This is a genomic window from Meiothermus cerbereus, from assembly GCF_051297115.1.
In the GTDB taxonomy this organism is placed as follows: domain Bacteria; phylum Deinococcota; class Deinococci; order Deinococcales; family Thermaceae; genus Meiothermus; species Meiothermus cerbereus_A.
In genome coordinates this window covers 1-20,195 of the sequence record NZ_JBEVAL010000012.1, presented here as the reverse complement: position 1 = coordinate 20,195, position 20,195 = coordinate 1, and the positions used below count along the sequence as shown (strand labels likewise).

At 61.3% G+C, this 20,195-nt stretch carries 21 protein-coding genes, 2 tRNA genes and 1 pseudogene; 18 read left to right on the top strand and 6 right to left on the bottom strand.

Annotation, left to right across the window (positions count from 1 at the left end):
* Nucleotides 1–57: 57 nt before the first annotated feature.
* Nucleotides 58–1,437 carry an alanine/glycine:cation symporter family protein gene (locus tag ABWU19_RS04285; protein WP_435900526.1) on the bottom strand — a complete coding sequence of 460 codons (1,380 nt, stop codon included), beginning with the start codon at nucleotides 1,435–1,437 and terminating at the stop codon, nucleotides 58–60.
* A gap of 15 nt (nucleotides 1,438–1,452) precedes the next feature.
* A complete protein-coding gene (locus ABWU19_RS04280; protein ID WP_435900525.1) occupies nucleotides 1,453–2,238 on the bottom strand; it encodes a DUF4388 domain-containing protein in 786 nt (261 codons plus the stop codon).
* 158 nt (nucleotides 2,239–2,396) lie between these two features.
* On the opposite strand from ABWU19_RS04280, the gene ABWU19_RS04275 reads away from it, so the two are divergent.
* The 15 genes from ABWU19_RS04275 (at nucleotide 2,397) to ABWU19_RS04205 (ending at nucleotide 13,784) form a co-directional block, all read left to right on the top strand.
* The gene (locus ABWU19_RS04275) at nucleotides 2,397–3,257 is read left to right on the top strand and encodes a cell division protein FtsX (RefSeq protein ID WP_435900524.1); all 861 of its coding nucleotides are present in this window, start codon (nucleotides 2,397–2,399) and stop codon (nucleotides 3,255–3,257) included.
* Nucleotides 3,254–4,600, top strand: coding sequence for a murein hydrolase activator EnvC family protein (locus ABWU19_RS04270; protein WP_435900523.1), 1,347 nt, complete (start codon nucleotides 3,254–3,256; stop codon nucleotides 4,598–4,600). Before ABWU19_RS04275 ends, ABWU19_RS04270 begins: the two co-directional genes overlap by 4 nt.
* 524 nt (nucleotides 4,601–5,124) lie before the next feature.
* On the top strand, nucleotides 5,125–5,634 hold the full coding sequence (locus ABWU19_RS04265; RefSeq protein ID WP_435900522.1) for a hypothetical protein: 510 nt from the start codon (nucleotides 5,125–5,127) through the stop codon (nucleotides 5,632–5,634).
* 58 nt (nucleotides 5,635–5,692) lie between these two features.
* Nucleotides 5,693–6,019 carry a hypothetical protein gene (locus tag ABWU19_RS04260; protein WP_435900521.1) on the top strand — a complete coding sequence of 109 codons (327 nt, stop codon included), beginning with the start codon at nucleotides 5,693–5,695 and terminating at the stop codon, nucleotides 6,017–6,019.
* A 3-nt stretch (nucleotides 6,020–6,022) separates the two neighbouring features.
* Entirely contained in the window at nucleotides 6,023–6,940 is a 918-nt protein-coding gene (locus tag ABWU19_RS04255) for a hypothetical protein (RefSeq protein ID WP_435900520.1), read from the top strand.
* Nucleotides 6,937–7,218 carry a hypothetical protein gene (locus tag ABWU19_RS04250; protein ID WP_435900519.1) on the top strand — a complete coding sequence of 94 codons (282 nt, stop codon included), beginning with the start codon at nucleotides 6,937–6,939 and terminating at the stop codon, nucleotides 7,216–7,218. Before ABWU19_RS04255 ends, ABWU19_RS04250 begins: the two co-directional genes overlap by 4 nt.
* A complete protein-coding gene (locus ABWU19_RS04245) occupies nucleotides 7,215–7,442 on the top strand; it encodes a hypothetical protein (RefSeq protein WP_435900518.1) in 228 nt (75 codons plus the stop codon). The genes ABWU19_RS04250 and ABWU19_RS04245 overlap by 4 nt, the downstream gene beginning before the upstream one ends.
* Before the next feature lie 431 nt (nucleotides 7,443–7,873).
* A complete protein-coding gene (locus tag ABWU19_RS04240; RefSeq protein ID WP_435900517.1) occupies nucleotides 7,874–8,506 on the top strand; it encodes a hypothetical protein in 633 nt (210 codons plus the stop codon).
* A 142-nt stretch (nucleotides 8,507–8,648) separates the two neighbouring features.
* Complete coding sequence (locus tag ABWU19_RS04235) at nucleotides 8,649–8,825, top strand: hypothetical protein (protein WP_435900516.1); 177 nt, start codon at nucleotides 8,649–8,651, stop codon at nucleotides 8,823–8,825.
* Between the two features lie 254 nt (nucleotides 8,826–9,079).
* Complete coding sequence (locus ABWU19_RS04230) at nucleotides 9,080–9,280, top strand: helix-turn-helix domain-containing protein (RefSeq protein ID WP_435900515.1); 201 nt, start codon at nucleotides 9,080–9,082, stop codon at nucleotides 9,278–9,280.
* Between the two features lie 9 nt (nucleotides 9,281–9,289).
* The gene (locus ABWU19_RS04225; RefSeq protein ID WP_435900514.1) at nucleotides 9,290–10,174 is read left to right on the top strand and encodes a toprim domain-containing protein; all 885 of its coding nucleotides are present in this window, start codon (nucleotides 9,290–9,292) and stop codon (nucleotides 10,172–10,174) included.
* Nucleotides 10,171–11,586, top strand: coding sequence for a YfjI family protein (locus ABWU19_RS04220; RefSeq protein ID WP_435900513.1), 1,416 nt, complete (start codon nucleotides 10,171–10,173; stop codon nucleotides 11,584–11,586). Before ABWU19_RS04225 ends, ABWU19_RS04220 begins: the two co-directional genes overlap by 4 nt.
* 455 nt (nucleotides 11,587–12,041) lie before the next feature.
* Entirely contained in the window at nucleotides 12,042–12,329 is a 288-nt protein-coding gene (locus ABWU19_RS04215) for a hypothetical protein (protein ID WP_435900512.1), read from the top strand.
* A 68-nt stretch (nucleotides 12,330–12,397) separates the two neighbouring features.
* On the top strand, nucleotides 12,398–12,643 hold the full coding sequence (locus tag ABWU19_RS04210; RefSeq protein ID WP_435900511.1) for a hypothetical protein: 246 nt from the start codon (nucleotides 12,398–12,400) through the stop codon (nucleotides 12,641–12,643).
* Complete coding sequence (locus tag ABWU19_RS04205; RefSeq protein ID WP_435900510.1) at nucleotides 12,621–13,784, top strand: tyrosine-type recombinase/integrase; 1,164 nt, start codon at nucleotides 12,621–12,623, stop codon at nucleotides 13,782–13,784. The genes ABWU19_RS04210 and ABWU19_RS04205 overlap by 23 nt, the downstream gene beginning before the upstream one ends.
* Before the next feature lie 82 nt (nucleotides 13,785–13,866).
* Here ABWU19_RS04205 and ABWU19_RS04200 read toward each other — a convergent pair.
* Nucleotides 13,867–13,943, bottom strand: a tRNA-Ile gene (locus ABWU19_RS04200).
* 118 nt (nucleotides 13,944–14,061) lie between these two features.
* Here ABWU19_RS04200 and ABWU19_RS04195 point away from each other — a divergent pair.
* A tRNA-Pro gene (locus tag ABWU19_RS04195) sits at nucleotides 14,062–14,138 on the top strand.
* A 203-nt stretch (nucleotides 14,139–14,341) separates the two neighbouring features.
* Nucleotides 14,342–15,100: a DUF4388 domain-containing protein gene (locus ABWU19_RS04190; RefSeq protein ID WP_435900509.1), complete on the top strand. Its 759-nt coding sequence runs from the start codon at nucleotides 14,342–14,344 to the stop codon at nucleotides 15,098–15,100.
* 63 nt (nucleotides 15,101–15,163) lie between these two features.
* Here the strand turns inward: ABWU19_RS04190 and ABWU19_RS04185 are convergent, their stop codons facing one another.
* Entirely contained in the window at nucleotides 15,164–15,502 is a 339-nt protein-coding gene (locus tag ABWU19_RS04185) for a dolichyl-phosphate-mannose-protein mannosyltransferase (protein WP_435900508.1), read from the bottom strand.
* A gap of 53 nt (nucleotides 15,503–15,555) precedes the next feature.
* Nucleotides 15,556–17,046, bottom strand: a complete 1,491-nt coding sequence (gene glpK / locus ABWU19_RS04180) for a glycerol kinase GlpK (protein WP_435900507.1) — start codon at nucleotides 17,044–17,046, stop codon at nucleotides 15,556–15,558.
* Between the two features lie 320 nt (nucleotides 17,047–17,366).
* Between glpK and gyrA the strand changes: the two genes are divergently transcribed.
* Nucleotides 17,367–19,787 carry a DNA gyrase subunit A gene (gyrA, locus tag ABWU19_RS04175; RefSeq protein ID WP_435900506.1) on the top strand — a complete coding sequence of 807 codons (2,421 nt, stop codon included), beginning with the start codon at nucleotides 17,367–17,369 and terminating at the stop codon, nucleotides 19,785–19,787.
* Nucleotides 19,788–19,864: 77 nt separating this feature from the next.
* Here gyrA and ABWU19_RS04170 read toward each other — a convergent pair.
* A pseudogene (locus tag ABWU19_RS04170) lies at nucleotides 19,865–20,195 on the bottom strand (IS701 family transposase); the annotation flags it as partial.

The window sequence follows — 20,195 nt, the reverse complement described above, 5'->3', positions numbered from 1 at the left end:
CCCTCTAAATGCAGCCCGAGCCGCAGGATGGTCTGCCCAGAAAACATCCCCCTGGTATCAATCTTCTTCCTGTGGGGGCTGCCAGGGCATCCCGCTAAAAAACTCCCGCACCAGCCGGCCCACCAGCCCCCCGAGGGCCAGCAGGGCAATCAGGTTGGGAATAGCCATCAGGCCATTCAAGGTATCGGCCACACTGGTCAGGGCGGCCAGGCCACCCAGTGGCCCCACAAAAGCAAAGGTCGCAAAGGTCAGGCGGTAAGGCCAGCGGATGCCCTCGCCAAACAGATAGGCTGCGCCCTCTTCACCATAAAAACCCCACGAAACCATAGTGCCCAAAGCAAAAACAGCCAGCAGCAGCCCCAGCAGGGCTACCCCCAGCGGATGCTCGGCGAACAAAGCACGGGCTGCCTCTACCCGGTCGCCCCCCAAATATGACTGCCAGAGCCCACTGGCGATGAAGGTCAGGGCCATCAGGGTAGTAACCATCAGGCTCAGAAGCATCTCGGTCAGGCCCCAGAAGCCCTGCCGCACCGGGTGGTCTACCTGGGCCTGGGCGTGGGCAATGGCCGCTGAGCCCAGCCCGGCTTCGTTGGCAAAAATACCCCGCCCTACGCCGGCTTTAAGGATTTCGGCCAGGCCCAGCGATACCGCAGCCCCGGCCACCCCCCCCGCAGCCGCCTGAAAGCTCAAAGCCGAAGAAACAATCAGCGCCAGCGCAGCGGGAAGGTTCTGAAGGTGCATCAAGAGCAGCGGCAGAATCGCCACCAGAAACAGCACCAGCTTGAGCGGCACCACCATCTGGGCAAAGCGCGCCACCGAGCGAATGCCTCCGGCCAGCAAAACCCCAACCAGAAGTGCCACCAGCAATCCAGTAATGGCTGGCGGCACGTCAAATTCCTGGGCCAGGGCTGCCCCCACCGCGCCCGCTTGTGAAAGGTTGCCAATCCCAAATGCCGCAATGGCGGTAAAGAGGGCGAATAAAGCCGCCAACCAGGCCATCCGTGGGCCCAGGCCATAGCGGATATAAACCATGGGGCCACCCAGGACCGAGCCATCGGTGTACTGGCGCCGAAAGTGTACCGCCAGAACCGCCTCGGCAAACTTGGTGGCCATGCCTACCAGATAGGCAATCCACATCCACAGCACCGCGCCTGGACCGCCCAGCACTACCGCGCCCACCATGCCGATGATGTGGCCGGTCCCGATGGTGGCAGACACAGCGACCATGGCCGCCTGAAAAGGCGTAATCTGGCCCCCAAAACTCAGGAAGCGTTCGCGTATGGCCCCCAGCGTTTCACGCAGTGCCGTGCCCAGCCGACCAAACTGCACAAAGCCGGTGCGCAGGGACAGGTACAGGCCCACCAGGATGAAAACCAGCATCATCCATTCGCCATAGACTGCTCGATTGATATAGTCGTTAAGCGCAAGTAGATCCATAAGGCCGCCTTTGTTTTACCTGACCTCTGGCCAGACTTCTACCGGTACGCCCCGGCTGAGGCGCAGTTGACGCAAGTCACGCTCAAAGAGCCCCACCCGGCCCTGCATATTTAGGCGGGGCTCGGGGCGCAGGGTGGTTTCCTGGGTTTTACTGCGCACACGCAGCACAAACCCTCCCCCCAACAACCCTTGCCAGCGCAAAAACAGGTCTTCGTCGATGGCGGCCACCCCCTGCCCTCTGCCGTATAGGGTGAGCACCACCAGGGGCTCCGGCTGTACTTGCAGGTGCATCCGGGCCTCGAGCAAACCTGAATGCAAAAGTTTGTTGAGCACCTGGGCCGTCTCGAGGGGTGAAAGCCGCCCGTTCATCAATGCCTGGGCCAGGCTTTTCCCCTGGGCCTGGGTTAGCACGCTTACCTCGAGGGGACTCAGCCGGGTATGGCCCTGGGCAGGGCGGGCCTGTAGCAGCAGCTCCCAGTTGTCGGGCAGATCTATCTCCTTCCAGGCTTCGAACTGATGCAGGATGAGCCGGTGGGTCCTTAGGCCAGGCTCGATGCTGCGCTCTTGGGTCTGCTGTTCGGAGTCGAAGCGAAATAGCGCAGAGCGCAGGCCGGCCAGAAGCTCAAGGGCCTCCAAACCCCGCAGTGAACCAGCCTGGGCATGCACCGGATGACCCCCCTCCAGATAAATAGCGCCCACAAAACTGGGGTGCTCGATGTGTAAAGCCCCACCCCTGGCCGCCCCCATCAGGGTCTCCAAGAGCCTTAAAAGGGGGAACTCTGCCAGGTTTCCGCTCAGCACATTCCGGCCTCCTGTAACAAAAATGGCTCAAGGTCGCACAACAAGCATATTCTACACAGCAAGTGGCTTTGCCTTTGTTCAAAGGGGGGCCTCCCTAACAAATACAGCACTAAGCCGGGATTCACCCATCGGCAGGCGGCAGCAGATACACTAATGTCGTGTACGCTTTTTCTCAGGCTTTGCGTTCGTTGCGCCAACACCCAACCAGTACCCTGGCCACCTTTTTTACCGCCCTGGTATCGTTTTCGCTCCTGTTTTTGCTGGGGTTGCTGCTGTGGAACCTGGACCGGGTGGTGGCCACGCTCGAGCGCGAACTGGAGGTGGCTGCTTTTCTCAAGCCCGACGCCCAGGCCGGCGAGATCCTCAACCAGATTAAAACCTGGCCTGAGGTCAGCGAGGCCCGGCTACAAACCAAAGAAGAAGCCCTGGCCACGCTCCAGCTGGATTACCCCTATCTGGCCCAGGCCCGTGAGTTTATCCAGAACCCCCTTCCCGACACCATCCGGCTCAGGCTGAACGACCCCCAGGCGGTGCGCGAAGTGGGGCGGCGGGTAGCCCGGCTGGAGGGCGTAGACAGCGTGGAGTATGGTGGTGCCCTCACCGAGCAACTGGTGCGGGTGCTGGGGGGTTTGCGGGTAGCCGTAAATATACTTGTCTTGCTGCTTCTTCTGGACACACTTTTTAGCGTAATGGGCACGATTCGGCTTTCCATCGAAAACCGGCGCGAGGAACTGCGGGTTATGCAGCTTGTAGGGGCCACCCGGCGCTTCATCCAGGGGCCCTTTGTGGCCGAGGGAACCCTGCTCACCCTGGCCGCAGGCCTGGTAGCGCTGGGGCTGGGGGTGGTTTCCTATCGCTTTTTGGCCGAGGCCCTGCAAAACCTGCTGCCCTTCATACCCGTGCTGGCCGATAGCGACCTGGCTCGAGCCGCCGGAGCCATGCTGCTGCTGGCGGTTCTGCTGGGGGCCACCGGGGCCTACCTGGCCAGCCGGGCCAACCTGCGGGAGACCGACCTATGAAGCAGAATTCAGCGGTTGGGGCTAAAAAAAATAGCCCGCCAGGGGCCTGGGGTATTTACAGCATTATCGCCCAGGCTTTCTGGCTTACGGGCTTGCTGTTTGCCTTGGCCTTTCAGCCCGGGGCCCTGGGCCAGGCCAACCTCAACCAGCTACAACAGCAAGCCGAGCAAAACCGTCGGCTCCTACAGCTCCAGCAACAGCGCATCGAGCAGCTCAACCGCGACCTGGCCAACCTCGACGCTGCTACCAGGCAAAAGCTCCAGGAGCTGCGCCGCCTCGAGGCCGAGATCACCCGCCTCGAGCGCGAACGGGCCGAGCTAACCCGGCAAATAGAACTGCTTGAGGATCAGAAAAAACAAGCCGAGGCCCGTATAGCCAGCCTGCAAAAGGAGCTCGAGGGCCTGCGCGAGCGACTTTCGGCGCTGCTACAAAGCCTGCACCGCGAGCGGGCCGGGCGCTATTTGCCTCTTTTGCGGGCCGAGTCCTTCACCGACCTGTCGGTGCGCAGCCGCTGGGTAGGGATGCTGGGGCAGCGCCAGACCGACCTTATGGAACGCATCAAAAACACCGTGCGCCAGCTCGACGAAGAGCGGGTGCGGCTGGAACTGCTGGTGAATACCCTTAGCGAGCGTCGGGCCGAGCGGCAGCAGCGCATCGCCGCCCTGGCGCAAAACCGCCAGGCCGTGTTGCTTACCGTCGCCAACCTGCGGCAACAGCAAGCTGGCCGACAGGTAATTCTGCGCGAAACCCTGCAAGCCCAGGCCCAGCTCCGGGCCGAACTACAGGTGCTGCAAAGCCGCATTGCCGCCGAGCTGCAGCGCATCGCTGAGGAGCGCCGTCGGGCCGAGGAAGAGCGTCGAAGACGCGAGCTACAAGCCCAGCGAGAACGGGCGTTGCTCACCCAACGCCAGCGCGAGGAAGCGGCCCGCCGCGAGCGCGAGACCCCTACGGTTCCGCGCGAGGTGGTAGGGGCTTTGCAATTCCCAGTACGTGGCGGCCGCGTCGCCGAGCCCTACGGCTTCCAGGGCAACGACTGGCAAACCCTCCAGGGGGCCGAGGCCTCCAGCCCCATTGTGGCCGCCGCCGACGGGGTGGTCATTGACAGCCTGTTCATTGCCAACCTGGGCTACACCCTAACCATCCGCCACTCCGACCAGATTGCCACCCAGTATGTGAATGTGCTCGAGCCGCGGGTATCGGTGGGCCAGCGGGTTAGCCAGGGTCAGGTGATTGGCTTTACCGGCGGGGGTGTGCTCATCCCCAGCGACCAGATGTGGTTCCGGGTAATCGTCATCGACAACAACGGCAACTTTCGCTACGTGGACCCGTCCAGGTATTACTAGCACCGGGTTCGCTCGAGTTCGGCCTATCGCACCCTTCACAGACGTTGCCTACCATCCGGGAGGCAATTGTGCTGTGCAGGACAAAGCAATCAAGTTGTGGGCAGCTCAATATTTGTGAAGAGCGCTCTAAGACACTCCAAGCAGCGGGCTTAGAGCCCAATAAAGTAAACCGGAGCCCCAGCGACTCCGGTTTTTCTCGTCCTGGACTTGGTGGGCGATGTAGGATTTGAACCTACGACCCCACGCGTGTGAAGTGTAAGTCTGTTGTAATCCTAAGTTTCCCCAACCGTCCCAAAAGTGCGTTCAGGACGATACTCACCTGAAGATTGTTTATCCTCAAATGCCCTCACTTATCCCCCAGTTTCAGGGGTCAATGGGGGTCAAATGGGGTCACCCCGCAGCCCCACCAACTGCAAGCTAGCAACGACATTTTCCGTGGAAAAGAAGCCATTCGCTTCGCCGTCGATACTACATTGAGTGTCATGGGAGACGAGAACAAGCCTCTAACGATTACTTGGGGCGCCTTGACCACCAGTTACACGCTGATGTTGGCGGGGATGCCCGACGACCTGCTCGATGACGAACTTGAAGATGAACTTGAAGATGAACTTGAAGGCGAAACCGATGACACCACACCCTTCCGCGTCCCCGACCTCGAGGCCGGCGGGGGCTGGGTGGCGGTGCTGTACACCCAGACCGTGGCACCCCCCAGCATCCCCGGCCCCTGGCGCAACTACGGCGGCGGGTTTGGCCCTATGCGGATTCTCTGGGTCAACGGGCGCGGCGAGTGGGGCTACAGCGAGCACCACGTGGCTGGGAAAGACAGCCTCTACCAGATGGAAGGAAGCCTCGAAGCGCTCAGGAAGAGCATCCGCCCGGTGCGGGAGATTGAGGGCTTTGAGATGGTGCCCGAGAAATACCTCCAAAGCGCCCTTGAGTGCAACGCCGAAGAGGGCTGGCCCCTGGAGCGGCTGGTGGCCCTGGCGCGGGGCGACTTCGAGGTGGACAACCCAGCGATGAAATACTGGAAGTAGCGACTCCCCAATGCGACTCACCCGCTCAAGCATGCCAAAACTGTGGAGGAGTTACAGCATGAGCACGAACAAAACCCCGCCCCCTTTTATCTACCGCGACTGGTGCATCCAAGACCCGGTGTTTGATGTACGAAAGTACGGCCTCGACCCGGACGACAATCCCGACCTGTACTACTGGAACGGCTGGCTTTGGAAGCGCGAGCAGGGCGAGTTCAAGCCGTTGGCCCCCATTAGCGAGTCCGAGCTTGACGAAGACGTGCAGCGCCGCCTCCAACGCTGGCGCGAGACCGGCCTGATGCCCCTCGACGAGAGCGACCCCGAGCAGGTGCAGCGGGCCAAGGAAGAATGGGAAAAGCGGGTCTGGTCGGCCCCCAACCCCTGGTGAACCATGTCGAAGCGAGTATCGTTTGCCCGCATTCTGTTGAAAAACAGGGGGGAGTACGCGCTGCTTCCCTCCAAGGTTGACCCCCGCAAGCACCGCTGGCAGAAGCGCCGGAGCGAGTCTGCCCGGACGACTAAGCCCTCGGGCTTTGGCTCAGTGGCCCTGCCCGGCTGGGAGCGGCGTCTGCCTGAGCGGTTTGTGTTTGAGCAGTTTGGCGACCTGCGTGAAGGCAACAGGGGCCGGGAAGGGCCGGTGTTGATTGGAGAGCTTGCCGACAGCGGGGAGCGTTGGATACTCAAGCCCACCAACGAGGGTGCCGTCTCCAGGGAAATCATTGCCAGCGTGATAGGCCGAAGCCTGGGCCTCAACGTTCCCCCGGCAGCGGTGGTAGAGCAGGGAAAGAAGCTCATGGCGGCCTCGATGTTGGTGCCTGAGCTACGTCACGCAGCCCCCTTTAGCAGTCGCAACCCGCTGCACTTTGGCCCTGATGGCCCCGAAAACGTGCCCAACTACTGGCAGCAGGTGGCCCTGGGCGACCTGCTGGGTGATATTGACCGTAAGGGCGGCAACTGGGGGGTTACACCTGACGGTCGGCGCTGGGACTTCGATTTTTCCCTAAGCCAAGAAGCCTACAACTTTCTAGGCCCCGACGAACCCGGCTGGAACCGTATGCGGCTAAAGCACATGAAGCAAAACTTAGAGCGCAAGCGCCAAGCGGTTTCCCCTGAAGCCTTCCAGCGCTACCTGGAGCCCTACCGTACCCTGGCCGAGAACGACCCGGAAAAGCTCTATGGCTGGCTTGGGGGCGTGAGCGACCTAGGTGTGATTCTGATTGTGGGTGGAAGCCTGCGCGATACCCTGATTGCGTCAGGCCGGGCCAACCGTGAGGCCGCACGTCTGGCGCTAAATGAGGTGGGAGTATGACCATACGCTTTGCCCTCGACCTGATTACCCCCGACCGCTACAACAAGCACGGCATCGGCGTTTACGGCACGGAGGTGGTTCCCGGATGGGAGTTTCCTTCGAGGTGGCTGGAGGCGGCCAAGACCTACCGCCCCGACCTGCCCGAGCATCTGAGCGTGCTGGCCTGGATGCTGGACGTGAACGACGGAAAAATCAACGTGGAGAACCATCACCCCGTGTGGGCACTGGGCCGCGTGGAAGATGCCCGCGCCCTGCTGGAAAGCGAGGCGGCACAATGAGAATCATCCGATACGACGGCAAAGGCGGAATCCTGGCCGAGCTGGAATGGCGCGGCCCCGGCGACTACAAGGTGATTTCGGGCCAGCTCGACGAAGATGGGCAGGATATTTTGGAGACCGTGAGCGACCTGCCCCATTTTATAGATGGCTACGTCAATACGGTTGACGCTTACCAGGACGAGCCTTATTTCGGTTGGCCCGAGGAAGAGGAGGACGAGCTATGACCTGCCCGGCTTCATGCCGGGCCTTTCTTTGGAGTGCAGGATGGAAGAAAAACAGAGTCGTGTTGTTTCTTTTGCAGAGAGGAGATTATTGGCGGCTGGCTCAGAGGCAAGCCCGAGGGCACATTCAACCTGACCACGCTGTATGCGGAATACTATCCGCAGCAGATTGAGGGACTCATCGAAGGCTGGAAGAAGGCCTTGAGAGCGCCTTCCACAACTTTCGAGAACCCTTCGGTACGTTTGATAGGCGACCCTCGAAGACTCCAGGAAGCATTAGAGGCCACCGCTTGGCGAATAATGCTACAGTTTAGCCCTGGTACAAAAACAGAGCAGGCCCGCTTGAGGTGGCTATAGCACCACCTGTTCTGCCGTGCCTGTGTTACAACAGTAGAAGCCGCCTTCGGGCGGCATTTTCCATACCAAGGAGGATTATGTCAAAGTCAAAGATAGACAGCCTGGAGGCACTGGTCGCCCAGGCCATCGAGGAGGCCACTCCCAAGCCCACCCCGGACGAAAAGCAGGAACTCTTGCAGGCCCTGGAGCCCTTGAAGGAAGAGCTTGCCGAGCTGGAAGAGCGCCTGAAGGCCGCGAAAAGGGCGGTAGAAGTCGCCCAAACCGTCGAGGAGCGTGTCAGGGCAGGGGTCGAGGCCACCGCCATTGAGGGCTTGATAGCCCGCTGTTCGAGCAGAATCGAGCCCCTGGCAGACCGGCTCCAGGAGATTGAGGCGCGGGAGCAGCGGGAGCGCTTGGAGGCAGAGCACGCCGCACTGTGGGAGGCCCGACGAAAAATCGAGGCCGAGGCAAAAAAACTCGTGGAGAGTCTGGAAGAGCACTTCCGCACAGTGGCGCGGGAGTGGGCCAAGTTGTCGAGGCAGCTTTCTGAGAGCGAGTACCAGCGCGAGCGGGTTATGAACAAGCTCGGCTGGGGGGCGTTCCATCCTCGCCGTGTGAATGCTGCCACCGATGGGCTGGCTAGCTACCCCTGGCGGTTTGGGGGAGATTTGCGCCTGACCCACGGAGGGGATGTTCTGGCCGAAATCCTGCGCCGCTATCTCGAACCTTGAAATAAGGGTTTTTTGCTTTCCTAAAAGGGGGGTTTTTGCTTTCAGTTGAGCAAATGCAGTGCGGCCCACGCCGCAGACCGCCGCTTTGCGGCTGCCGCACCGCCGCACGAGGCGCGGCAGGGTGCGGCACAGGGAGGTTTACATGCCGGAGAACGCAATGATGACGACAAAAGAGCTTAGAGACCTCGTGGGGCGCAACCGCCTGGGGCGGGACGCGGCCCTGAACCTGATGCGTAAGCACGGCACCAAGGTGGGCCGCCGGTGGCTCATCAGCCGCCGCAAGGTGGCCGAACTCCTGGGGCTCCCTGAAAACCTCTAGTCGTCCGGGCCGACTTGACTCTGAGTATACTCGTCCAGGACGGCAAAATCTTGACATTGGGGGGTAGTTGTGGCATCATCGGGAAATACAAAGGCGGATTATGTTCGAGGCATAATCCGCCCAAAGAAAGGGGGTGCTTGACTAAGCGTATATAAAATACCCCAACAAAAAATAGTTTGCAAGCATCGCTGCTCAGTTTGTTGAGCAAAGCATCTCGACGGGCCATCGCGCCCGGCGCGTGGAGTTGTGTACTTATGGAAAAAAGGATTAGCTTCAGTTTGAAGGAAGTTGCAACAATGACAGGTCTCTCTGTGTCCGGTCTGAGGAAGATGCACAGGCGAGGCGAGCTTGAGGCAAAGCGGTTTGGGCGCAAGCTGCTCGTGCCACGCGCTGAACTTGAGCGCCTAGGGCTCTTGCCCAAGGAAAACCCCGCCGAGCAGGGCGGGGAACGTTAGAGGTGCGCTTTGTCACACTACACAAAGTATAGCATCCCTAGGCCGGATGCGCTACTCTCGCGCCTGGCTAACGTGCGCCCCGCAGGACACAACCGCTGGCGGGCTACCTGCCCGGCTCACGGTTCGGGGAAGAATCGAGCCCTGAGCATTGCGGTACAGGACGAAAAGCCGTTGCTCCATTGCTTCGCGGGATGCCCGGCTGAGGCAGTGCTTGCGGCTGTAGGGTTGTCCTGGCGGGATTTGTACGCAAGGGAGGCCAGGCCCTGGGAGGCCCCCGGCTACTGCCGCCCGGCTACAAGCCCTGAGCGCCCTACAACTCCCCTGGAGGCCCGTGAGCGCTGGCAGGGGTGGTGGGATAGGGCAAGGCCCCATCACCCACTGCTGAGCCGCTACCTAAAGGCCCGAGGGCTGTCTATCGAGCCGCCCCCGACCCTGAGGCTGGCCCTGTGGGGTGAGCAGCCGGTGATGCTGGCCCGTGTGGAAGGCCCGCAGGGCCTGGCAGGGCTGCACCTGACCCTCTTGAAGGCGGACGGCTCGGGACGACTCGAAAAGCGCCTAGCGAAGGGCTCGCACCCCTTGGGTGGGAGCATCCGACTGTTCGAGCCGCAAGCGGGGCAACCTTTGGCCCTGACCGAGGGCATCGAGACCGCCCTTGCTGTCCACCAGTCCACCGGCTGGCCGGTGTGGGCCTGTGTGAGCGCCGGTGGGCTGGCGGCTGTGGAGCTACCGGCTGAGGTTTTCGAGGTGGTCATCTGTGCTGATAACGACTCCGCCGGGGTTGATGCCGCTAACGCCCTGGCCCGCCGCTTGCTCTCGGAAGGGCGCCGGGTGCGGTTGGCTGTCCCACCGAAGGCCGGGGAAGATTGGCTGGACGTGGTGGGGGGTGCGGCATGAGCGCTCGCGAGTTGCTGAGCAATGCCCCCGAGGTAACGCATGAGCAGGTGTGGCCTGAACCGGAGCCGCTGGACACCGCCGCCAAGCTCAAGCCCTGGCCTGCGGGTCATCTTTTGCCGCCCGAGCTCGAAGACTACGCGCTGGCTTTCGCTGACCGGCTTTGTGTTGACCCTGGCCCGGTGATGCTGACAATGCTCACCGCCGTCACCGCCGTCACCAACGGGCGGTTGTGGATCGCGCCCGACCGGGATAATCCCACATGGCTGGAGCCCACCGCATTGTGGCTTGCGGTGGTGATGGGGGTGTCCACCGGAAAAACCCCCATCCTCAAGGCCGCCCTACGTCCCGCGTGGGAGATCGAGAAGGAGCTACGGGAGGAGCACGAGCGGGCGATGGCCGCGCATGAGGCCGAACTGGCCGCGTGGGAGGCTGCCAAACGCTCTGAGCGCGGCCCCAAACCCAAGCGCCCCATCCCTGAGCGGCTACTGGCAAACGATGTAACCCGTGAAGCTCTGGCCGACCTGCTGGGGAATAACCCCGGCATTTTGGCCTACCACGACGAGCTAACAGGGCTGTTCAAGACCTGGAGCCGAGAAGATAAAGCTGCCGATCGTGCTTTTTATCTATCTGCCTACAGCGCCACCCCCGCTCCGATTGACCGGGTGGTGCGCGGCTCAACGTTTGTTGAGAGGCCGGTTCTTTCGCTTTTGGGGTTCATCCAGCCTGGCCCCTTCCGCGAGCGGGTGCTGGAGGCCCAAAACGGGGACAGCAACGGGGCAGACGGCTTGCTACAGCGCTTCATCGTGGTAACGGCCCAGGAGCGGCCCTGGGAAGATGAGCGCCCGGCTATCACCAATGAGGAGCGCGAGCGCTACCACGGTCTGGTGACGCGCATCTGGGACACGTTGAGCAACGGAGGAGAAAAGACGCTGCGCTTTGATGATGGCGCACAAGACCTTTGGCGCAAGTGGGAGAACCAGACCCAGCGCGAGCTACGCAACCCCGACCACCCGGAAGCGTGGAAGGCCTTACTGGGTAAGCGCATGGGACTCACCGCCCGGCTCACGGCTGTACTCGCTGCCGCCTGGGGGGAGTACGGCCCGGTAAGCGCTGACACCCTCAAGCGGGCCATCGCGCTGGTGCTGTGGCTGGAGCCCCACGCCCGCCGTATCTGGCACCGGGCGCTTTCCGGCAACGATGAACCGGTCATCAAGCTGGCCCGCAGACTACAGAGCGGTGAACTGACCCGCTTCACAACGCGGGATGTTTACCGCCGCAAAATCGCGGGCATCGTCACCGCCAGTGAGGCGCGAAGGGTAATCAGCGCCCTGGCAGAGGCGCGTTGGGTGCTACCGGCCCCTCGCGAGAGGGACGCATGGGTCGTGAACCCGCGCGTTTCGGAGGCCACATGAAGCTCTGGCGGAGAAGTGTCGAGTAACCTACTCGACAACGGTTTTGCGTCCAGTACAGCATTTGCAAAAAGTTGTCGAGTAGTGTCGAGTAGCTACTCGACAACGATATTTTTGTCCAGGACGGGGAAAAGCTTAGATTGTCAAGTAAAAGCGTGAGGGGGGCATATTGTTTTGTTCAAAAGCCCTCGAAGAGAGTAGTTCGGGTTACATTTGTTATGGGGATAACATCACTCCATCAACAACAACACAGAAAAATACACACAAATACCGTTCTACACGCAATAATCCCTTGTCGAGTAACCTACTCGACAGCACTCGACAGCTTTTTGGGAATGCCATACTGGACGCTATTTCTGATAACCCCATTTGTCGAGTAACCCACTCGACAGCACTCGACAACCACTCGACACTTGGGGCGACCTCAAAGCTTGCCCCTCGCGTTCACAAGGAGCAAAATGTTTGAGCTTGACAATCTGCTGAAGGACTTAGCCCAGAGCGGCACGCCCGCTACCGGCAATCTCGCAATCCCGACAGCCACCAACCCAGCCTCCCTCTTCGCACAGGCCCTCGAAGGGCACGACTGGCTCATCCTCGAAGTTACCGAGCCCGACTACCGCGCGTCGCAGATGCTCACCCGCGAGAACGTCGAGCGGCTCGCGGCCTGGGCTGCGGGTAGGCGCTGGCGGCTGCTCGACCCCGCCACGCCTGACGACGAGCCCCCCAAGCTGCTGCTCGAAGGCTGAGGGATATTTCCCCTAATCCCTGTTGGAGGAAACCTTTTTATTGAGCCCCACAATGTTATAATCACTTCATGCCAAACAAATACCATCATGTGGGGAGGGTTCGACCGCCAAAAGAGCGCCGCCTAGCTGCGCTGGGAGTAGAGGCCCTGAGGCCGGATGAGGTGAGCGTGAGGGTGCGGGTGCGCTTGCGCAAGCCGCTGGCCGCGCTGTTCGACACCCTGCCCCCCAAGCGCCGGGGCGAGGCGGTAGAGGCTGGGCTGAGAGCGCTGGGGTTGTTGGAGGAGGTGCAGGATGGCAAAGAAGCGAGCCGCTAATCTGCAAGGCAACGTCAGGCAACGCCCTAACGGGCTATGGGAATGCCGCTTTTACGTAACCGAGCCGGACGGCATCCAGCGCCGCCGGGTTTCGGTGTATGCGCCTAGCCAGAAGGAGGCCCTGCAGAAGGCCCACGAGTACCAGGTACAGCACAGCCGGGGGCTGGTACCGCGTCCTGACCGCCGCCGCTTCGGGGACTTTGCACAAGAGGTACTGGAGCGCCATACCCGAGGCAAGGCCCCCAACACCAAGCGCAACTACCAGCGCGAGCTAGCCCTGGCCCTGGAGCACCTAGGGAATATCCCCTTGCAGAAACTCACCCCCCACGACCTGCGCCGGATGCTAGACCGTATTGGTGAAAAGCACAGCCCCCGCACCCTGGGTAAGGTGCTGGAGCGCGTCCGGCTGGTGCTGCGGGAAGCACTGGCCCTTGAGCTCATCCACCGCGACCCGAGCGCTGCGGTGCGACTCCCCCGCGCCTCAGAGCGGGATAAGGCCGCGCAACACCTGGAGCCCCCACAGGTGCGGCTGTTGCTGGAGTATGCCGAGGCCTCCAAAAGCCCGGTGATGGCCCTGCTGCTGCGGGTGCTGGTGCAACTCGGGTTGCGTAAGGGCGAGGTGTTGGGGCTGCAATGGCGGGATGTGGACTTCATAGGGGCCGCGCTGAAGGTGGAGCGGCAATACACCCTGCAAGGGAGCAAGGCCGCCCTAGGCCCCCTGAAGACCCGTGCAGCAAGGCGGGTGCTTCCGCTACCGCCTGACCTACTGGCTAGGCTGAAGGCCCGCTACGAAGACCTGTACAGCGAGGGCTTCCGCCCCAAAGACCTGCAAGGGGCTTTTGTGTTCGGGCTGGACAGGCCGCTGGACGTGAACGCACCCAATCACTTTCTGCGCCGCCTGGTGGAGCGCATACGGGCTGAGCACCCCGAGTTTCCCGAGGTGCGCATTCACGACCTACGCCATACCGCCGCCTCACTGATGCTGGCCCGAGGTCTTGACCTGTCCGTGGTAGCCGACAAGCTGGGCCATGCCACCCCGAGCGTCACCCTTGGCGTATACCGTCACCTGTTGCAGGAAGAGCGCAGGGCCGGGGTGCTGGCTCTGGAAGACCTGTTGAGTGGCCCCCGTCACCGAGCCTAGCTCGAACCCCAATGGGGGTATGGCGTGGGGGTACAAGCAAAAACCGGAGCCTAAGCGACTCCGGTTTCTCTCGTTCTGGACTTGGTGGGCGATCCGGGACTCGAACCCGGGACCTCACGCTTATCAGGCGTGTGCTCTAACCAGCTGAGCTAACCGCCCCCACAGCGAGTTATGAGTATAGCGGTGGCTTTGCCAGAGGTCAAGCCAAGTGTTGACGTTTAGTCCTCCGGTCGCTAAACTTGTGTGTGCCTGAGGCTTTGGCCTAGGCAAAAAGCTTCGAGGCGTAGCGCAGCCTGGTAGCGCACACCCTTGGGGTGGGTGTGGTCGGAGGTTCAAATCCTCTCGCCTCGACCAAAACAAATGCCGTTCAGGACAGGATCTATGGCTTATGCCAGATCACACCTGAACGGCTTTTTGCGGCTGGTGAGCCACTGCTGCTTGACTGGCATATAAACGGTAGCTGGAAAGCATTTTCCCTCCAGCCAACCCCTGTTTGGTCAAGACTGGCTGGCACAAGCAAAAATTGGCTTTATTGTTAGGTATACGAGGCGACTGATATGGACGGCACGTTCGAGCTTCTGGGCCCCATCGAGCTTTTGCAACTGCTCTCCCAGGCCCGACAAACCGGGGCGTTCAAGGTTCCGGGGGGTGAGGTCTACCTCGAGCAAGGCCAGCCGGTTCACGCACAGTACAAAAACCAGGTAGGCCGCGACGGCCTGTTCCAGATTCTGTCCCTCAAGGAGGGCAAGTTTCGCTTTTTGGTTGGGGAACGGGCCAGGCAATCGAGCCTGCAAGGTTCTCTCGACAACTACCTGCTCGAGGCCATCCGCTTTATGGATATGCGCCTCGACCTGAGCCCCTTCGACCAGGTGCGGCTAACCGACGCCAGCCGCACCACCCACCTCACCCTCTCGCCCGATGAGTTTGAGCTACTGCAGCACATGAGCAAGCCCATCAGCCTCTTCGACCTTGCATCGGCAAGCGGGCTTTCCAGCGACGTGGTGAACCTTAACGTAAGCCGTTTAGCCCGGCTGGGCCTGGTGCAGATTACCACCCGCACCCCCCATACGGTACGCTTGGTAGTGGCCAGGCTCGAGGGTTCTGCCGTGGCCCGTATAGATACCCAGCTTCTGCGGGCCTGGCGCAGCCACTTTGGCCCTTTCACGCAAGTTGAAGTGCGCGCAGAAAATCGCATTCTGCAAATGCCCGTCGAGGCCAAAAGCAACGCTGGCCCCCAGCTGCTGCTCTCCTCCGATGCGCTTTTCTTTCACAACCTGCGGGTAGGACAAGAGGTAATGGTCTGGCCTTCTTTGTAGCAAGGCCAGCCGCTGCCCGTCAAACACAAAACCCAGGGGTCTGTGCAACCCCTGGATAAAAGCTTAGCTCTTCTTGCCCAGCCGCTCCTGGGCGGCCTTAGCCAGCTCTTCGGCCTTGGCCCTGGCCTGCTCAGCAGCTTGCTTGGCCTGCTCGCTCAGGTGCTTGATCTGGTCGGGAAGACCGTCGCCATCCTTGTCCAGGTTGGACTTCAGCTCCTCGAACTTGGCTTTGGCCTGTTCGGTGGCCTGCTTGGCCTGGTTCAAGACCCCCTCGAGCTGATCCGGCACCCCATCGCCATCTTTATCGAGGTTGGCTTTCACTTCGTTGAATTTAGCTTCGGCCTGCTTGAGTGCATTTTCGGCAGCCTCACGGGCTTTGTTGGCCAGTTCTTTGAAATCCATAATTGACCCTCCAGCCTCAATGTTAGCACCCTGGTGTGACGCGGGTATGAAAGCTACACCTCCGCCCAGCCCCTGGCCCGCTCCACGGCTTTCTTCCAGCCGCCATACAGCCGCTGCCGCTCGCCCTGGGGCATCCTCGGCTCAAAGCGCTGCTGCACCGCCCAGCGTTCGGCAATCTGCTCACGGGTGAGCATCCCCACCCCCACCCCAGCCAGGTAGGCAGCCCCCAGGGCAGTGGTCTCGGTTACCTGGGGCCGCACCACCGGGGTGCCCAGGATGTCGGACTGGAACTGCATCAAGAGGTCGTTGGCGGTGGCCCCACCATCTACCCGTAGTTCGGAAAGCTGCAGCCTGGAGTCGGCTTCCATGGCCTCGAGCACATCCCGGCTCTGGTAGGCGATGGCCTCCAAAGCCGCCCGGGCCAGATGGGCTTTGCTGGTGCCCCGGGTCAGACCCACCATGGTGCCGCGGGCGTAGGGGTCCCAGTAGGGCGCGCCCAGACCCACAAAAGCCGGCACCAGGTAGACCCCATCGGTGCTGCTCACCTGACGGGCCAGGCCCTCCACCTCGCTGGAGTTTTGAATGATGCCCAGCCCATCGCGCAGCCACTGCACCACCGCCCCCGCCACAAACACCGAGCCTTCCAGGGCGTACTCGGGCGGCTCCCCTTCCAGTTGCCAGGCCACCGTGGTCAAAAGACCGTTCTGCGAAGCCACCTGCGCCCGCCCGGTGTGCATCAGCATGAAGCAGCCGGTGCCGTAGGTGTTTTTGGCCATGCCAGGGGTAAAGCAGGCCTGGCCAAACAAAGCCGCCTGCTGGTCGCCCGCCACCCCTGCAATGGGGATGGACGCCCCCAGCAACTCGGGCACCGTCTCGCCAAATAGCCCTGCCGAGGGACGCACTTCCGGCAGCATCGCCTTGGGAATGCCCAGGATGCCCAGCAGGTGCTCGTCCCAGCGCAAGGTGTGCAGGTTAAAGAGCAGGGTGCGCGAGGCATTGGAGACATCGGTGGCGTGTACCTGGCCGCCGGTCAGGTTGTAAATCAGCCAGCTATCGATGGTGCCAAAGCACAGCTCGCCCTTCCCGGCCCGTTCCCGCAGCCCCGGCACGTTTTCCAGAAGCCACTTCACCTTGGTGCCGGAAAAATACGCATCCAGCAAGAGCCCGGTTTTCTGCTGGAATACGCCTTCGTAGCCCCCTTTGCGCAGCTCGTCGCAGATACCAGCGGTGCGGCGGTCCTGCCAGACGATGGCCCGGTAAACCGGCTTGCCGGTGGCCCGTTCCCACAGCACGGTGGTCTCGCGCTGGTTGGTGATGCCCAGGGCCACAATCTCGCTGGGTTGGATGCCCGCGCGCTGGATGGCCTCGCGGGCGACCTGAAGCTGGGTTTGCCAGATTTCCAAAGGGTCGTGCTCGACCCAGCCCGGCTGGGGAAAGTGCTGCATGAACTCCTGCTGGGCCATGGCCTTGGACCGACCTTCCAGGTCAAACAGGATGGCCCGGCTGCTGGTGGTTCCCTGGTCGAGGGCAAGGATGTAAGGCATGGATTCCTCCGTGTTGACTTTCTTGCAGGCTGGCCGTAAGCGAGGGTGCTTAATCCAGGCCAGGCTTTCGCAAGAAGCGCTCTTTCTGCTGAGTATAAAGTAGCGTTTATCGTGCTTCTACGCAGCGAGCATCTGGCTTTGATGGCAAAACCTCGAGCGAGCCTGGGTTCCATCGGCGCGCGGATGAGTGGAACCAAGCCCAGGGCGGCCCGAATTATGTTTTTGTCATAATCGGGCAATTTGGAGTATAATGGAGTGTTGGATATATAGCGCGTCCACATGCGCTTTTTTTGTGCCAAAAGGCAAACAGGAGTTATTGAATGTCCCAAGTCCTTCCCATTGAAATCACCGACGAAGTCAAGCAAAGCTTTATCAACTACGCCATGTCGGTCATTGTCGACCGGGCCCTGCCCGACGTGCGCGACGGCCTCAAGCCGGTGCAGCGGCGTATTCTGTATGGTGCCTATCAGGACGGGGTGTTACCAAGCCGCAAGCACGTGAAGTGCGCCAAGATTGTGGGTGAGGTGATGGGTAAGTTCCACCCCCACGGCGATGCGGCCATCTACGACACCCTGGTACGCCTGGCCCAGCCCTGGAACCTGCGCTACCCGCTGATTGATGGGCAGGGCAACTTTGGCTCGGTGGACGGCGACCCCCCAGCCGCCCAGCGTTATACCGAGGCCCGGCTCTCCCATATTGGCCTCGAGCTCCTGCAAGACCTCGACAAAGAAACCGTGCCTTTCGCGCCTAATTACGACGGCACCCAGGAGCAGCCCGAGGTGCTTCCGGCGGCCCTGCCCAATCTCCTGGTCAACGGCTCCGCTGGTATTGCCGTCGGTATGGCCACCAGCCTCCCACCCCACAACCTGAGCGAGGTGGTGGAGGCGCTGGTGCAGATGATTGATAACCCCGAGATCTCCCTCGAGGAGGTCATGAAGGTGCTGCCCGGCCCCGACTTTCCTACCGGGGCCAAGCTTTCGCGCCGGGGCATCAAGGAGGCCTACGCCAGCGGGCGCGGCAGCCTTAAGGTACGGGCCAGGGTTCGCAACGAGGAGAAAAACGGGCGGGCCATGCTGGTCTTTACCGAGATTCCCTATCAGGTCAATAAGGCCGACCTGATCGCCCAGATCGCCTCGCTGGTTCGCAACAAAGTCATCGAAGAAATCTCGGCTTTGCGCGACGAGTCGGATCGCCAGGGCATGCGCATTGCCGTCGAGCTCAAGCGCGGGGCCAACCCCCAGGTGGTGCTCAACAAGCTCTACAAGCACACCCGCTTACAGACCAGCTTTACCGTGAACCTGCTGGCCATTGTAAAGGGCGAGCCCAAGGTGCTGAACCTATTGGAGATAATGCGCCACTACCTCGACCACCGGGGCCTGGTGGTGCGCAAGCGTACCGAGTACGAGCTGCGCAAAGCCAAAGAACGCGCCCATGTGTTGGAAGGGCTCCTGATTGCCCTGGACCACATCGACGAGGTCATCGCCCTGATTCGCGGCTCGCAGGATGCCGCCGAAGCCCGCAGCGGACTCGTTAGCCGCTACAACCTCAGCGAGATTCAGGCCCAGGCCATCCTGGATATGCGTTTGCAGCGCCTGGTGGGGCTGGAGCGCGAGAAGCTGCAAGCCGAGTACCGCGAGCTGATGGAAGAAATCGCGCACCTCGAGGCCATTCTGGGCGACGAAAAGCGGCTGTGGCGGGTGGTCAGGAGCGAGTTGCTGGATATTAAAAACAAGTACGGCGATCAGCGCCGCACCCAGATTACCGAGTTCGAAGAAGGCTTCAGCCTCGAGGATCTGATCGAGGATGAGCCCATGGTCATCACCCTCACCAGTCAGGGCTTCATGAAGCGCACCCCGCTCGAGGCCTACCGCGCCCAGGGCCGGGGAGGAACGGGGGCCCAGGCTGGCAAAACCAAGGCCGAAGACGAGGCCATCTCGGTGTTTGTGGCCTCGATGCACGATACCCTACTGATTTTCACCAACCGGGGTCGGGTCTATGGCGAAAAAGTCCACGAGCTGCCCGAAGCCAGTCGGCAGGCTCGAGGTACCCACATCGTCAGCCTGCTGCCCCTGCAAGAAGGTGAAGAGGTCGCAGCCCTGCTAAACGTGCGCGACCTGACCCAGCAAGGCTACTTTGTGTTCGCTACCAAAAACGGCCTGATCAAGAAAACCGAGATCAAAGAATACCAGAACCTCAGTAGTGCTGGCCTGATTGCCATCAACCTGGTAGAAAACGATGCTTTGGTGGGGGTAGCAATTGCCCAGGAAGGTGACCAGGTGATGCTGGCAACACGAAGCGGCCAGGCCATCCGCTTTGCGCTCTCGGATGTGCGGGCCACCGGACGGGCCAGCCAGGGCGTAACCGGGATTCGCTTCAAGGAAGGCCGCGACGACCAGGTGGTTTCGCTGGTCATTCTGCCCAAAGGCGAGGAGGGCGAGGTGCTGGCGGTGGGAACCCACGGTTACGGTAAGCGCACCCCCGTTTCTGAGTACCCCCTGCAAGGCCGCGGTGGCGTAGGGGTCATCACCTTCAATACCAACGAAAAAGTGGGCCAGCTAGCAGCCCTCATGCGCGTGCAGGGCAACGAAGACCTGCTGGTACTTTCGCGCCGGGGCAATGCCATTCGCACCAGCGTGGCCAGCATCTCCCAGTATGGGCGGGCGACCAGCGGGGTCAAGATAATGAACCTGAGCGACAAGGACGAGATTGCCTCGGCCTTTGTAATTGCGCCGCAGGACTAGTTTTTTGCCCGTCCCGGACAGCTCTGGCAAGCGCCCTTAGAGGGCTCTTCACAAATACTGGATTTACGCGCTAACGACTAAGCTGCTTCCAGAGGGCTCAAATCCAGGGTCAGTGTTCTTGCCATCAGTTTCCGTCGGCACTGGTAGAAACTCAACTTCAGCCCCTCTCGTTGTAGCTCAATCAACCCATAGGCCACCAGGCCCAAAGCCAGATGAGCCAGCAAGCGCACCCGCTTGCGGTGTCGGTGCCCTACCCAGCCCACCTGATTGGTCGCGTAGAACTTGCGCCACCGCCGCACCACCTTCACCCAGTGGGCCCCTCCCTGCCGTCTGGATACCATCCAGCCATCGGTTTGAACGTAGCCCCGTGACCAAAGGCCACCCCCGGGCATGGAGCCAGGCCAGCAC